Origin of the sequence: Pseudovibrio denitrificans JCM 12308 (assembly GCF_001310815.1) — a bacterium.
Classification (GTDB): domain Bacteria; phylum Pseudomonadota; class Alphaproteobacteria; order Rhizobiales; family Stappiaceae; genus Pseudovibrio; species Pseudovibrio denitrificans.
Map to the genome: position 1 here is coordinate 67,508 of NZ_BAZK01000014.1, position 14,455 is coordinate 81,962.

The following is a 14,455-nucleotide window of genomic DNA, read 5'->3' on the forward strand; positions in this document are numbered from 1 at the left end:
GGTAGCTTCATGGGAGAAGCAGTAGTGGCGGCGGCTGCCGAACTTTCGGGGGTGGCCGTTTTCGTCGACGGCGAGCATGTCCGGGTGCTTATCCACCATCCAGCGTGGCGGGGTGGCGGTTGGCGTGCACATCACGATCTTGAGACCCTCACTTGCGAGAGTCTCAATCGCGCTGTCCAACCAGTCCCATGAGAAGTGTCCGGGTTCCGGCTCAATGCGGGACCATGCAAATTCAGCGATACGCACATAGGTAATGCCCAGCGCGGCCATTTCTTTGGCATCTTGCTGCCATAAGTCCTCTGACCAGTGTTCTGGGTAGTAACAGATACCTAAGTGTTTCTTATCGCTCATGAGATCACATTTGTAGTTCTAGGTCTGGCAGACCTGGAGTATCAATAGAGACCGCAAAAACCGAACCAGCAAGCGGCTCTTTCGCCAGCTGTTCCTCGCTCAGGTTTTCGCGAGCCGTGGTAATAAACAGCGTTTTGTAGTCAGCCCCACCAAACGCAGGACAAGAAGCCTGACTTGCGTCAATCTCAACTATGCGATCCACCATTCCGTCAGGTTTGTAGCGGACGACTCTGTATCCGCCCCATTGAGCGTTCCAGAGATATCCCTCAGCATCAACCACGGAACCGTCGGGGCCAAATCCTGTCCCGGAGATATCGGCAAATACCTCCGCGGGCCCTTCTGGCAGGCCACTTTGCGCATTTAGTGACCATTTGATGATCTGAGATGTCACCGTGTCTGAAAAGTACGCAGTGCTCCCATCTGGTGAAAAACAAAGGGAATTCGGGATTGTAATGTCCCCAGCGACCTTCGCTAATTCCCCTTTGAAAAAGCGATAAAGGCTGCCTGCGCCTTTTTCTGCTTTTCGGCCCATGGAGGAAATCCAGAAACCGCCGGTGCGGTCGGTGCGGGCGTCGTTGGAGCGGGTGACGGGGTTTTGGTCCTCGACAGGGAGGATAAGGTTGCGGGTGTGGGTGCCCGGAGACCAGCGATACAGACCTGTTGCAGAGGATAACATGAAGTCATCGCTATCCGGGATCTGCGCAAAGGCGGAGACCGGTTCGTCGAACTTCCATGTTTCGAGGTCGCCAGTTATGCCCTTTTTCAGCACCAGATGATTGTTGATGTCCACCCAGAACAGAGCATCGTGGCGGGCACTCCAAAGAGGGCCCTCCCCTAAGCTGCATTCTGTTTTAGCGAAAACATAGGGCTCGCTCATGCACTCTCTCCGAGTTTGAGCGCATCGTAGGCTGCTACCATTTCCTTTGCATTCTCAGCAACCTGCGTGGCGGTGTGCCCCGGCTTGTAGAGGTTGCTTGCCATGCCAAAGCCCTGGCAGCCTGCGTCCACATACTGGGCGAACTCGGCAGGACCGACACCGCCAACTGCATAGACCAGCGTCTCTTTTGGCAGCACGGCGCGTACAGCCTGAATGCCCTTTACGCCCACCTGAAACGCCGGGAATATCTTGAGCGCATCGGCGCCCGCCTTTAGCGCTGCGAAGCATTCGGTTGGGGTGAGAACGCCCGGGTAGGATGCCATGCCTTCCGCTTTGGTGGTGCGGATAACGTCTTCATCGTAGTTGGGAGAGACGATGAAGGTTCCGCCTGCTGCGCGGACCTGTTTGACCTGCTCTGCGGTGAGAACTGTCCCCGCACCGATGGCGGATAACTTGCCGAACTTGTCCTGCGCCATGGTGATAGATTTGAGGGCGTCTGGGGAGTTGAGCGGCACCTCGATCTGTGAAAAGCCAGCTTCTATAAGCACTTCCACAATATCCAGAATCTCATGTGGCTGCACTCCGCGGAGGATAGCCATGAGGTTGCGCTCTGGTGTTTGTTTAGCTGTTGTCATTGAGTGCCCCTTGTCTGACGGCGGAAAGTCCTTTGAGCGCGGCTTTGTCTGCATCGTGGAGGATTGGCGTGATGCCGAGATGTTGCAGGGCCAGCGCGTAATTTTGAGCGAGTTTGCTGCCACCAACAAGGTGGACTTGCTTGGGTGGATTGTCCCCGCACTTGGCGAGCATGTCGAGAAGCTCTGTTCCGATAACAAGTGCGGAGAGTTTGGAAGCGCCAGCTTGCGGGCTGGTGTTGTTGAGCAGCTGTCCGGCGCGTAGGCCAAACAGGTTGCCGAGCAATGTAGCTTCCTGACTTTTCAGCTGATCCAGCGTGGCGAGGAAAACATCCTTGTCCAGCTCTGCCTCAGTCTCTAGCGAGTGACGCAAAATGGACTGCTTGGCGATGAGGGCGAATAACTCGCCGCTTAAAAAGGTGGAAGTACGGGCAACTGTCCCCTTTTCCATCTCCACCCATTTGCTGTGGGTGCCGGGTAGGCAAAAGACGCCGGATTTGTCGGATAACTCATCCAGAATGCCGAGCAGCAGGGTTTCCTCACCGCGCATAACATCCGGGTGCTGCTCTGATTTTTGGCAGAGACCGGGCACTATGAACGGCAGAATACGGGCATTACCTGTTTTGGGCGAAACCAGATGCTGGTGCAGTTCTGTCAGTTTGGTTGGCACAGGCACATACTCCGCCTCCACCCAGCCCTGACGACTGCCAGCCATACCGCAAATGAACACTTGCGTTGGTTTTGCGTTGCTATGTAGCCAGTCCCCGATCAGGTCCAGCAAAACTCCTTCAAATTCAGAAGGTTGCAGCGTTCCAGCGCCTTGCGTTGATTTTGCGCTGTTTTGCGTTACTCCGTTTTCGTCAATCAGCCATGCCCGAAGACTGGAGGTCCCCCAATCCACGGCGACCCAGCTGCCTGCAGTTGTGATCTGACGGAGGTCGTTATTTGGCGATGCCACTTGGTTCACTTATGCCCCCTGTTCCCTTTTATGTTTATTATTAGCTTCAGGCACTTTTTCTGGCGCCTTTGGCATTGATGGATGTTTTGGAAGCAGGGTTGCTTGGGGCAAACCTGCTTCCGGTATTTGGTTAGCCCTTGGTCGCCCCCAGCGTTAGCCCTGCAATGAAGTGCTTTTGCATGAGGAAGAACATGATGACCGGAGGCATGGCTGCAACGACAGATCCGGCGGAGACCAGATGCCATTGCGCGACCCATTGGCCATTGAGCGAGATGATACCACCGGTGACTGGCATGGCGTGTGTGCCCTGCACCAGAACGGTGGCCCAGAAGAAGTCGTTCCAGATGAACGTGAAGATGAGCACAGACAGTGCCGCGATGGCTGGGCGCATGAGCGGCAGCACCACGTACCAGAAGATCCGCAGTTCTGAGACGCCCTCGACACGGGCTGCTTCGATCAGCTCACTTGGCAGGGCCTTGATGAAGTTGCGCATGAACAGCGTGCAGAAGCCTGTCTGGAAGGCCACGTGAAAGAGCACCAGACCTGTCACGGTATCGTAGAGGCCCATCTTCAGCGTGAGATCCGAACCGGGACCATGAGGATCTGGAACGGGACAAAGTTGCCGGCCACGAACATAAAGAACAGCCAGAGATTGGCTTTGAACTTGTAAGTTGCCAGCGCATAGCCAGTCAGGCACGACAGAGCAATGGCCCCAATCACTGTTGGAATGGTGACCTTGAACGAGTTCAGAATGAACAGGCCCATGGGCGTGTTCTGGAAAACGGTCAGATAGTTGCCGAGTTCAAACGAGGACGGCACACCGAAGTAGTTGCCCATGGCCAGATCTGAGCCGGGGCGAATGGAGGTGACCATGACGCCGATCAGTGGCAGGAGCCAGACCAGCAATGAGACTGGCAAAGCCACCTTGTAGGCAACACGGTTGGTGCGGACGCATTTGCGACGGGAGTTGGAAACATCTTAGTAGCCCTCCCTTTCGTCTTTCAGCATGCGCACGATGAAGAGCGTGATGAACACCATCATGATGGCGAAGAGCACAACGGCGATGGAGGCGCCGTAGCCCATGCGGAAGCCATACTCGGACAGCGCTTGCTCATACATGTAATAGGAGAGAACGCGGCTTGAACCGTAGGGCCCGCCGCTGGTCATGATGGAGACCAGATCAAACGAACGCAGTGCGCCGATGATGGTCACCACGACGGCGATGAAGGTGGCCGGGCGCAGCTGCGGGATGATGACGTACCACAGCATCTTCCAGCCTTTGGCACCATCCAAACGTGCCGCTTCAATCTGGTCTGGCGAGACGTTGTTGAGGCCGGTGAGATACAGGATCATGCAATACGCGATCTGCGGCCAGAGACCAGCAGCGATGATGCCGTAGGTGACGAAGCGCTCATCAGCAAGGACAGCGATGCCCTCAAACCCGAGGAACTCCAACAACTTGGTGAACAGGCCAAAGTTGGGGGCATAGAACCATGAAAAAATGAGGCCCACCACGATCTGGCTGATCACAAACGGGAAGAAGAACAAAGACTTGTAGATGCGAATGCCAGTGACTGTCTGATTGAGGAAAATCGCAATCATCAGCCCTGCAGGCACTGCCAGCATGTAAAGCACAAGCCATAAAACGTTGTTGTAAAGGGACGTGTAGAACGCCTCATCATCCCACAGCTCGATATAGTTTTCGATGCCGATGAAGGTTTTGGCGCCGATGCCGTCCCAATCATAAAAACTGATGGCTATGGACTGGCCGATAGGCGCAATCACATAGACCAAAAACATCAGAACCCCGGGCACGAGAAAGAGCCAGGGTGCAAGCTTGCGTTGATTGGCAATCCACTTTGATGATCTGGTTCTGGCACGCCCGCCCGATGAAATAGGTGGTCTGTTTCCCGGTGAGGCAGGTGCCAAGGCCTGCTCGCTCATTGATGTCCCCCTGCAGAAGGTTTTGTGCTTCTGCTCTATCCATTCCTAGAGCATAGGGTGGCGAATTCTTCCGCCACCCTACGTATAAATTCCGCTTTCCTACTACTTGTAAACGCGGGTGCGGATCTTCTCGAGACGCTTGAGAATGGCGTCAGCACGGTCTGGTTTCACCATGAACTCCTGGAAGCTTCCATGCCAGCCTTGGCCATTTCTGCCGGAGCATCACGGTCATAGAACTGTGCCAGCGCGTAGGCGTTGGAGAGCATGTCAAAGCCCTGCTGCAGGATGCGCTCTTCAGGACGCTCTGCACCGGAGTTTACCGGCAGCTGACCAAGTGTGATGTTGGTTGCTGTCTGGACATCTGCGCGTGCCATGTACGCGAGGAACTTCTTGGCATCCTCTTTGTTTTTGGCTTTTGCAGGAATGTGAATGGTGTCCGTTGGTGCATCTTCAGCCATAGGAATGCCCGGAGTGATTTCCGGGAACTGCATGAAGCCGATCTGCTCTTCCTTCAGGCCACCGTTTTTAAACACGTCCACCGCGAAGTTACCCATCAGGTACATGGCGGCTTTGCCCTGTACGAGGTTTGGCACGGCATCCTGCCAGTCCAGCGCCGGGTGGTTGGTGTTGTAGTAGCCAGGCTTGACCAGCTCAGACCACTTGTCGAACACCGCTTTCACGCGGTCATCAGTGTAAGCCACCTTGCCTGATGTGAGGTCCATGTGGAACTCATAGCCGTTGACGCGCAAGTTCATGTAATCAAACCAGCCGCCGGTTGGCCAAAGAGCTTTGGTGCCGATGGTGAATGGCGTGATGCCTGCTTCTTTAAGTTTGGCGGATGCTGCAACCAGCTCGTCCCAGTTGGTTGGAACAGCAATGCCCTGCTCTTCGAAGATATCTTTGCGGTAGTAGATGCCCCACTGATAGTAGGTGTAAGGCACACCCCACTTCTTGCCATCTATGGTCATGGATGCTGCGGCTGATTTCAGCTGCTCGTTCAGACCATTTTCTTCCCAGACATCGGTGACGTCTTCAAACAGACCGGCATTGACGAATGGTGCCATGCGGTTGCCCGCGTACCATGTTGCCAGATCCGGTGCGTCTGCTGTGAGGAAGTTGCGAATGGAGGTTTTATAGCCCTCCTTATGCATCGTGTTGACGATGACGTTCACCTCCGGGTTCTCCTTGGAGAAGCCAGCCACGATGTCTTCAAATGCTTTTTTTGGAGCCGGATCCGTCTGGTCGAGATTGATGATCAGATCGCCAGCGGCATATGCGGAACTTGAAATCATAAACGCTGCAGCGAAACCGCCCGCAGCTACTTTGCTAAAATTAAACACCTAAACCTCCCAATATCGCCAAGATAAAAGTTCCACTGAATGAAACTTTGTTTTGACCATTGAAATAGTTACGTGCTAGTGCATAATTGTCAACCAAAGGAACTAGGAAGGGATCTGTATGAAAATTGCAGATTTCCGGAACGGGTAAGGAAACAACAGGAAATGGGCGCACAAACCCTGAGTATCTCTGAGGAAACCGAACAGGACCTCACCAGCCCCATTTCCAAGGCACTGGTGGTGCTGGACGCGGTTGCGCTGGCAGAATCACCCCCACGGTTCGTAGAGCTTTTGAATGCCTTGCCGCTGAGCCGGGCCACCTTGCATCGTCAATTGCGACAGTTGGTGAAGGAAGGCATGCTGGTTCATGATGAAGTGCATCAGACCTATTCCATCGGCATGCGGGTGTTGCGACTGGCCCATTCCGCCTGGAGCCGGGCGAGCCTTGCCAGTGTGGCACGGGACAGCCTTGACCACTTGAGCGCACAGATACCGGAGACCATCCATCTGGCGGTGCTGGACAACAATCAGGTGCTGTACGTGGACAAGCGGTTGCCGCCGCGCAGCGTTTCCATGTTCTCCAGCCCGGGCAAGATTGGCCCTGCTTATTGCACCGGCGTTGGCAAAGCGATGCTTTCGGCTTTGCCTGAGGCGCGGCTGGCAGAAGCCATCCGTGCGCAATCCTTCCAGCGGCATACAGCCAAGACGTTTGTGAACGAGAAGATGCTGCGTGATGAGCTGGCCCGCATTCGTCAGCGCGGACATGCGTTTGATGATGAGGAGCATGAGGACACCATCATCTGCGTGGCCTTGCCGATCCTGAACAAACGCGGGGAGCCGATTGGTGCGCTTTCCGTGACCAGCACGACCTATGTGACCTCATTGGACAAGATGGTCGAGACGTATTTGCCCGCCATGACAGTGGCGGTTCAAGAGATTTCAGAGAATGCCCAGATTGCGCTGGGAGTTTGATTTCATGACTTAAATCCTATTGCGTGCAGGGCTTTGGGAGGCCTCCGCGCCGATATTGAAGACATATTCCGGGAGGGGAACCGATGACCGCAGTTGTGTTGCGCGATCTAAAGAAGAGTTATGGCGACACGCAGGTGATCCATGGCGTGGATCTGGACATTGAGGACGGCGAGTTTGTCGTGTTCGTTGGCCCTTCCGGCTGCGGAAAATCCACCTTGCTGCGGACCATTGCCGGGCTCGAGACCAGCAGCAGCGGAACCATCCATATTGCGGACGAGGATGTGACCGACATCGATCCTTCTCAGCGCGGTATTGCCATGGTGTTCCAGAGCTATGCGCTGTACCCGCACATGACCGTTGCTGAAAATATGGGCTTTGGCCTGAAGATGACCGGCCATCCCAAGGATGAGATCAAGCGGCGGGTGGATGAAGCGGCGCGTATTCTGAAGCTGGAAGAGTATCTGGCCCGGCACCCGAAAGCGCTTTCTGGTGGGCAGCGACAGCGTGTGGCGATTGGGCGAGCGATTGTGCGCGATCCGAAGGTGTTCCTGTTTGACGAACCGCTTTCCAACCTGGATGCAGAGCTGCGCGTGCAGATGCGTATTGAACTTGCCAAGCTGCACAAGGAAGTGGACGCCACCATGATCTACGTGACCCACGATCAGGTGGAGGCCATGACGCTGGCGGACAAGATCGTGGTGCTGGAAGGTGGATACATCCGGCAGGTGGGCAAGCCGCTGGAGCTTTATGATGATCCGGCAAACCAGTTCGTGGCCGGCTTTATCGGCTCGCCGAAGATGAACTTCCTGAGGGGCAAGGCCGTTCGCTCAACGGATGCCGGGCTTGAGATTTCCGTATCCGGTTTTGAGGGGCAAACTCTGTTGGTGCCGGGGATCACGTCTGCTGTGATGGAAGACGCCGTACTGACCGTGGGCATTCGCCCGGAGCACTTTGTGGTTGGTGACAGTGATGGTGGTGTTGATGCCGATGTGAGTGTGTCGCTGGTCGAGAACCTTGGCGAAACCAGCTACGCCTACTGCACCCTGCCGGACGGCGTGCAGGTGATCGCCGAAAGCCGCGGCAACCGCCTTGAGCAGAACAGCGACACTCTGCGGCTGACCTTGCCCGCCTCACGGGCCTTGCTGTTCAAACCCGACGGTGAGCGCCTGCGCTGATTGCAGTGAGGCTCGCTGTCGCTCTTGTTTTGAACAGCTGGAGGGAAAACCTCAGGGCGGCGTGCATAAGCATCCCGCGGATTATGAGTTACGAATATTCGAGTAGTTTCTCAGTACTCATTGAAAAGTATAGGCTATTTATAAAATAGCCTTTTCATTCTATTGGGTTACTCCAAATTTGAATGGCTCCCTGACCAATAAAATGCCTTAGTTTACGCAGAGTACTCTTTCTGGATGGCGCTAGAACATAGCTTGGTGCCCGTCTTTTCTGCGTTATAAAGGCAATAACTTATGGGCATTCATTATGATGTTGGCAGAAAAACACGGGCAGACGTCCAAGGGAAGCCCAGCAAGTTTCACTTCATAATCATCAAGCCCACGCATTACGATGATGAGGGCTATCCCATTCAGTGGCTCCGTTCTGCCATTCCTTCCAACACGCTTGCCTGCCTTTATGGTCTGGCCGAAGATTGCCAGAACAGGAACGTGCTGGGTGATGGCGTGGAGCTGAAGCTTCACAGTTATGATGAAACGAACAGGCGGGTGAAGCCTGAACGTATCGCCAAAATGGTACGCAAGGATGGCGGCAGCGCCTTGATCGCATTGGCGGGCGTACAGTCCAACCAGTTTCCACGAGCGCTGGATCTGGCGCGCCAGTTCAGGGCGCTTGATATTCAGGTGTGCATCGGCGGCTTTCACATTTCAGGCTGCGTTTCCATGCTTCCTGAGATTCCGCAGCAGATTGTCGACGCGCAAAATGAGGGCATCTCGTTTTTTGCAGGTGAAGCAGAAAACCAGCGGTTGGATGAAGTTTTAGAAGATGCACTGCATGGTACTTTGAAGCCGCTCTACAACTTCATGAATGATCTGCCGAATTTGGATAGTCAGCCCGATCCGATTTTGCCGCAAAAGCATATCATCCGGACGGCTGGATCCACTCCTCTTTCGATCTGGGGCGTGGGTGCCCCTATCAATGTTCCTTCTGCACCATCATCAACGTTCAAGGCCGCAAGAGCCGCAGTCGATCAGCCGATGACGTTGAGCGTATTATTCGCCGCAACTACGCGCAGGGGATCAACCGGTTCTTCATCACCGACGATAACTTTGCGCGGAACAAGGATTGGGAAGCGCTGTTTGATCGCATCATCGATCTTCGCCAAAACCATGGGTTCAATATCAAATTCATCATTCAGGTTGATACCCTGTGCCATCGCATTGACCGGTTCATTGAAAAGGCGTGTGCGGCGGGTGTAACCCGGGTCTTTATTGGACTGGAGAACATCAATCCAGACAACCTGCTCGCGGCAAAGAAGCGCCAGAACAAGATCACTGAATATCGCGAGATGTTGCAGGAATGGCGGGCTCACGGCGCAACAACATATGCAGGCTATATCCTTGGTTTTCCTTCAGATACCCGCGAAAGCATCCTGCGGGATATCGAGATTATCAAGAAAGAACTGCCGCTGGATCTGCTGGAGTTCTTCTATCTGACACCCCTTCCCGGTTCTGAGGACCATCTGAATTTATATCGTAAAAACATATGGATGGACGAAGACCTCAACAAGTACGACCTGAACCACCGGGTCGCCCATCATGACAAGATGAGTGATGAGGAATGGGAGAATGTGTATCTGGAAGCGTGGATGACCTATTACTCTCCAGAGCATATTGAGACTGTTCTGCGAAGAGCGGCAACACACCCTAAGGGGCGGCCAAGTAACAAGCTCTTTTTGATGCTGTTTTTCTATCTCATGGTGAAGCTGGAGGGTGTTCACCCTCTGGAAGGCGGCTTCTTCCGCCTGAAGTACCGAAAAGACAGACGCAGCTCTCTGCCACTGGAAAATCCTTTCGCTTTTTATTCCAAGTACTTTACTGAGATCATCAGCAAATCCTTGAGCTACCTGAAGGAAGGCTCTCGCTACTATTGGCTCTATTACAAGCTTCTCAAAGCACCTGACCGCAAGAGTTACACCGATACAGCCCTGCAAAAAAGCAGCGATGAAGAAGAAGAAGGCCTACGCCTTTACAAAGACACTGCCGGAGGAGAAGCCGCCGTCGAGAAGAAGAAAAAAGCACAAGCCCTGCGGGATCGGGTAGCCGCGAAAAAGGTCGGTGCGCAGTACAATTGATTTGGTGGGTTGCGGGCAGAAACCAACGTTCGCTACACCGCAGAAAATTAGAAATGCATACGGTGCCTTCGTGAAAAATCAGGTGTATAGCCAGACAGCCGAGTGATGCTGTTTTTGGTTGCGATGGCGCACCTGATGAATGCGAGGGCCACCTCTCGAAGCTCAAGATGGTGGCCGCTCAGTTCATCACAAATCAAAAGACGCTTTGTAGACGCCTAATCCTTCTAGTGTGAGCCGGACGGCTTGCCAGAGGGGTTGGCTGTCGTGAATGACTTTGGAGGTCATGTTGGTGCCGATCAGCAGGTTTTGCAGGGCGAGAGCTGTGGCTGCCCGGTCTTCCAATACCAGCTCTCCCCTCTTTTCTGCCTGAAGCAACAGTCGTTCAAACCGATCCAGACTGAACTGCACCATATCGCTGACAACGGAGCTCAGCTCGTCATGTCTTCCGGTCAGTTCGGAAAGACTGTTGATCGCCAGACACCCGCGGTGCTCCGGATCGCGCGCCCGCACCTCGCAGACTGCTTTGAACATCAGGCAGATCTCACGCAAGACCTCACCATCTTCCTTGATGTTATTCAGCGTACGGTCTGGCGTTTCCGTTGAATACAGTCCCATGACCTCTTTGAAGAGATCCTCCCGAGTTCCGAAGGAGTTGTAAAAACTCGATCGCGTAATTCCTAGCTTCTCGGAAAGCGCTTTGACGGAAGAGGCATCATACCCGTTCCGCCAGATTTCATTCATCACTGTGCGCACCGCTTCATCGCGGTCAAATGCTTTGGCTCTGCCCATATCAATACCTCGTTCAAAAAATTTACTGTACAGGGGTGGACAATTCAAGATAAATCTCTATTTTGTACATCAGTGAACAAAATAGGAGCTCACAATGCTGAACCAGCAAATTCGTGACACCATTCAGCAGTTCAGAGAGGCCCTTCCGGCAGAACTGGCTGCAAAAATTGAACAGGGTGCAGGCGAAATCAGCGCATTGGACATCATTGGGAAAGCACTGAATGTAGGAGCTTCGGTTCCGGATTTCTCACTGACAAACCAGAATGGCGACCTGCGCAAGCTGGCGGATTATCTCGCACAAGGTCCGCTGGTCCTCACATTCTATCGTGGTCTGTGGTGCCCGTTCTGTAATCTGCAGCTGAAAGCCTACAACGACCGTCTGGCTGACATCGAAGCCACAGGTGCCAAACTGGTGGCAGTGACACCGGAAAAACCAGATGCCCTTCAGATCCTGAAGGATGGCGGTGCTCCGGAAGACTTCACCGATATGGCCCCAGAGGCAACAGACTTTGACGTTTTGTTCGATGACGGCGGCGACCTCTCCGAAAAGTTCGGTCTGCAGTTCAACTTGCCAAAGGTGCATCAGGACCTTCTACAGAACTTCAACATCGACGTTGAGGCTTTGACCGGCAACGACCGCTATGCGTTCCCCGATCCTGCGACTTATGTGATCGACCAATCAGGAAAGATCACCTGGGCCTTTGTTCCCAACAACTACCGCAAGCGCGCTGAAGTTGACGACATCCTTAAAGCAATCGCGCAACTCTCTTAATGGCCTTGGCCCTCACTCTTTCAAACGAGGCAAAAATGAAACCGCTTTCCGTACTCCTCGCAGCCGCGTCTTTCATGACTGTCGCATCAGTGCAAGCTGTCGCCAGCAACACAAATGAACTCTCATCAACTGCGGCACCTGCGATTAGTGAGACCCTGTCCATTGAGCGCAAAAAGGTTGAAGTGCTGGGCAGTCAGATGGCTTACCTAGAAAAAGGCACTGGCGCTCCAGTGGTCTTTGTTCACGGCAACCCAACCTCATCTTACCTGTGGCGCAACGTAATGCCGATGATCTCAACCAACTCCAGAACCATTGCCGTTGACCTGATCGGCATGGGCCACTCTGATAAGCCGGATCTCGATTACAGCTTCAAGGATCAGTACCGCTACTTTGAAGCCTTCATGCAGGAAATGGCGCTCGATGAAGTAACGCTCGTTGCCCATGACTGGGGAACAGTCATCGCGTGGGAATATGCTCGCAACAATCCGGAGAAGGTGGTTCGTCTGGCCTTTATGGAAGGTGTTCTGCCACCAACATTCCCCGCGAAGAGTTTTGAAGTGCTGGGAGAAGAGCTCGGCGGAACCTTTAAAGCCTTTAAAGACCCAGATCTGGGCCATCAGCTGGTGATCGAGCAGAACGTCTTTGTCGAAAAAGTTCTGCCACGGCACGTCATGCGTCCGTTGGGTGAGCAGGCTATGCAGGAGTACCTGTCTCCTTATGCCACTGAGAAAAGCCGCAAGCCACTTCTTGAATGGCCAAGACAAGTGCCAATCGCAGGCGAACCCGCTGAAATGGTGAGCGTATTGAACGGTATCACCGAGTTTATGGGCACCACGGAAATGCCTGTGCTGTTGCTTTATGCCTCTCCAGGTGTCGCCATCCCGCCATCAGCCGTGCCTTGGTACGTGGAGAAAGTCCAGAACATCGAAACTTCTTTTGTCGGCGCAGGTCTGCACTTCATTCAGGAAGATCAGCCTGAAGCGATCTCACGTGCAGTCTTTGACTGGATGCGCCGCAACTAGGCGCATCTGAGCAAAGTGTAAGGCTGCCGTTCTCATGGACGCGATAACCAACGCGCCAACGTGCAAAGGAAGCCTTCTCACATGCTCGACTGCTCTCGCTCTGACGTCCCCAACGCAGAGTGAGAGCCCCTCAAATCAGCTCCGGATTATTGAAACAAGAAGGAAACAGATCAATGAAACGAGCAGAGACAAACATTCCTGAGGCAATCACAACAGTAACAGCCCCAGCGAAAATCGGCAGTGCGTTCATGCTTCGCAACGGCGTGACACTGAAGAACAGGTTCTTCAAGGCAGCAATGGCCGAGCAACTTGCCGACAAACACCACAACCCCAAGCCTGGGTTGGTGACCCTGTATAAAACATGGGCCGAAGGCGGTGCAGGTTTGCTTGTAACCGGCAACCTGATGATCGACCGCCATCACTTAGGTGAACCCATGAATGTGGTTCTGGATGAGGAAAGCGATCTGTCTCTGTTCCGGGAATGGGCACGAGCAGGCTCTTCCAACAACACCCAGATCTGGGCGCAGCTCAACCACCCGGGAAAGCAGGTGCCAAACTTCATTCAAAAACATCCTGTCGCACCCTCAGCAATCCCTTTTGAAGGTGATCTGCAAAAGCACTTTGAAAAGCCGCGTGCTTTGAAAGAAGCTGAGATCTACAAGATCATCGGTCAGTTCGCCCGCAGTGCCCGTCTTGCCAAGGAGCAGGGGTTTACTGGCGTACAGATCCATGGTGCCCATGGTTATCTGATCAATCAGTTCCTCTCCACCCGCCACAATCAGCGCGGCGACAAGTGGGGCGGTTCCTTGGAAAATCGCATGCGCTTCCTGCTGGAAGTGTATTACGCCATCCGCAAAGAAGTTGGAGACGAGTTTCCGATCGGGATTAAGCTCAACTCTGCAGACTTTGCCAAAGGCGGCTTCACTGAAAAAGAGTCCATGCAAGTGATTGTGAAGCTCGATGAAGTCGGCATGGATCTGATTGAGATCTCCGGCGGCACCTACGAGTCCATGGCGATGGCAGACGGCGGCACACAAAAAGAAAGCACACGTAGGCGTGAAGCTTACTTCCTGAAGTATGCAGAACAGGCCCGTAAGATGAGCAATGTGCCTCTCGTGGTTACCGGTGGTTTCCGCTCCACCAAAGGCATGAATGATGCGCTGGCATCTGGTGCAACGGACTTGATTGGCGTTGCCCGCCCGATGACGGTTCAGCCTGACATGCCCAAACGAGCGATGGCCAATGAAAACTACAGCATCAAACTGCGCGCCCTGACAACAGGCTTCCCGGCCCTGGATCAGGCAACAGTCCTGAACCTGAGCTGGTATGTGACCCAGATCGTCAGGATCAGCAAAGGCAAGAAGACAAATCCAAACACCAGTGAGTGGATTTCCATTGTCAGAAGCTTCCTGAACCAGGGCATCTACGCCTTCAGAAAACTCCGCGCATAAAAACACGTTTATAAGAAACCCAGCCTAATTCTGTGAAGGCCGGGTT

General features: G+C 53.8%; 10 protein-coding genes and 4 pseudogenes. 6 read left to right on the forward strand and 8 right to left on the reverse strand.

Features of this window, described 5'->3' with window-relative positions; all coding sequences use genetic code 11:
* Nucleotides 1–66: 66 nt before the first annotated feature.
* The 7 genes and pseudogenes from JCM12308_RS32430 to JCM12308_RS18290 all read right to left on the reverse strand — a co-directional run.
* Nucleotides 67–351: pseudogene (locus JCM12308_RS32430) on the reverse strand (beta-galactosidase); the annotation flags it as partial.
* 4 nt (nucleotides 352–355) lie between these two features.
* Nucleotides 356–1,228 carry an SMP-30/gluconolactonase/LRE family protein gene (locus tag JCM12308_RS18265; protein ID WP_054784684.1) on the reverse strand — a complete coding sequence of 291 codons (873 nt, stop codon included), beginning with the start codon at nucleotides 1,226–1,228 and terminating at the stop codon, nucleotides 356–358.
* Nucleotides 1,225–1,863, reverse strand: a complete 639-nt coding sequence (locus JCM12308_RS18270; RefSeq protein ID WP_054784685.1) for a 2-dehydro-3-deoxy-6-phosphogalactonate aldolase — start codon at nucleotides 1,861–1,863, stop codon at nucleotides 1,225–1,227. The genes JCM12308_RS18265 and JCM12308_RS18270 overlap by 4 nt, the downstream gene beginning before the upstream one ends.
* Nucleotides 1,850–2,827, reverse strand: a complete 978-nt coding sequence (locus tag JCM12308_RS18275) for a 2-dehydro-3-deoxygalactonokinase (RefSeq protein WP_208609110.1) — start codon at nucleotides 2,825–2,827, stop codon at nucleotides 1,850–1,852. Before JCM12308_RS18275 ends, JCM12308_RS18270 begins: the two co-directional genes overlap by 14 nt.
* A 121-nt stretch (nucleotides 2,828–2,948) precedes the next feature.
* A pseudogene (locus JCM12308_RS18280) lies at nucleotides 2,949–3,795 on the reverse strand (carbohydrate ABC transporter permease).
* Between the two features lies 1 nt (nucleotide 3,796).
* Nucleotides 3,797–4,618, reverse strand: a complete 822-nt coding sequence (locus JCM12308_RS18285; RefSeq protein ID WP_008552779.1) for a carbohydrate ABC transporter permease — start codon at nucleotides 4,616–4,618, stop codon at nucleotides 3,797–3,799.
* A 246-nt stretch (nucleotides 4,619–4,864) separates the two neighbouring features.
* Nucleotides 4,865–6,054, reverse strand: a pseudogene (locus tag JCM12308_RS18290) (ABC transporter substrate-binding protein).
* A 210-nt stretch (nucleotides 6,055–6,264) separates the two neighbouring features.
* On the opposite strand from JCM12308_RS18290, the gene JCM12308_RS18295 reads away from it, so the two are divergent.
* From JCM12308_RS18295 to JCM12308_RS18305, 3 genes and pseudogenes are all read left to right on the forward strand, one after another.
* Nucleotides 6,265–7,071 (forward strand): IclR family transcriptional regulator, encoded by an 807-nt coding sequence (locus tag JCM12308_RS18295; RefSeq protein ID WP_054784686.1) that lies wholly within the window; start codon nucleotides 6,265–6,267, stop codon nucleotides 7,069–7,071.
* Between the two features lie 83 nt (nucleotides 7,072–7,154).
* Nucleotides 7,155–8,246, forward strand: coding sequence for an ABC transporter ATP-binding protein (locus JCM12308_RS18300; RefSeq protein WP_054784687.1), 1,092 nt, complete (start codon nucleotides 7,155–7,157; stop codon nucleotides 8,244–8,246).
* 291 nt (nucleotides 8,247–8,537) lie between these two features.
* A pseudogene (locus JCM12308_RS18305) lies at nucleotides 8,538–10,375 on the forward strand (B12-binding domain-containing radical SAM protein).
* 186 nt (nucleotides 10,376–10,561) lie between these two features.
* Here JCM12308_RS18305 and JCM12308_RS18310 read toward each other — a convergent pair.
* Nucleotides 10,562–11,164 (reverse strand): TetR/AcrR family transcriptional regulator, encoded by a 603-nt coding sequence (locus JCM12308_RS18310; protein ID WP_054784688.1) that lies wholly within the window; start codon nucleotides 11,162–11,164, stop codon nucleotides 10,562–10,564.
* A gap of 94 nt (nucleotides 11,165–11,258) precedes the next feature.
* On the opposite strand from JCM12308_RS18310, the gene JCM12308_RS18315 reads away from it, so the two are divergent.
* The 3 genes from JCM12308_RS18315 to JCM12308_RS18325 all read left to right on the forward strand — a co-directional run bounded on the left by JCM12308_RS18315 (nucleotide 11,259) and on the right by JCM12308_RS18325 (nucleotide 14,409).
* A complete protein-coding gene (locus tag JCM12308_RS18315; RefSeq protein WP_054784689.1) occupies nucleotides 11,259–11,936 on the forward strand; it encodes a peroxiredoxin-like family protein in 678 nt (225 codons plus the stop codon).
* A gap of 35 nt (nucleotides 11,937–11,971) precedes the next feature.
* The gene (locus JCM12308_RS18320) at nucleotides 11,972–12,958 is read left to right on the forward strand and encodes a haloalkane dehalogenase (protein ID WP_164845335.1); all 987 of its coding nucleotides are present in this window, start codon (nucleotides 11,972–11,974) and stop codon (nucleotides 12,956–12,958) included.
* Between the two features lie 173 nt (nucleotides 12,959–13,131).
* The gene (locus JCM12308_RS18325; RefSeq protein ID WP_083417119.1) at nucleotides 13,132–14,409 is read left to right on the forward strand and encodes an NADH:flavin oxidoreductase/NADH oxidase family protein; all 1,278 of its coding nucleotides are present in this window, start codon (nucleotides 13,132–13,134) and stop codon (nucleotides 14,407–14,409) included.
* The last annotated feature ends 46 nt before the right edge of the window (nucleotides 14,410–14,455 follow it).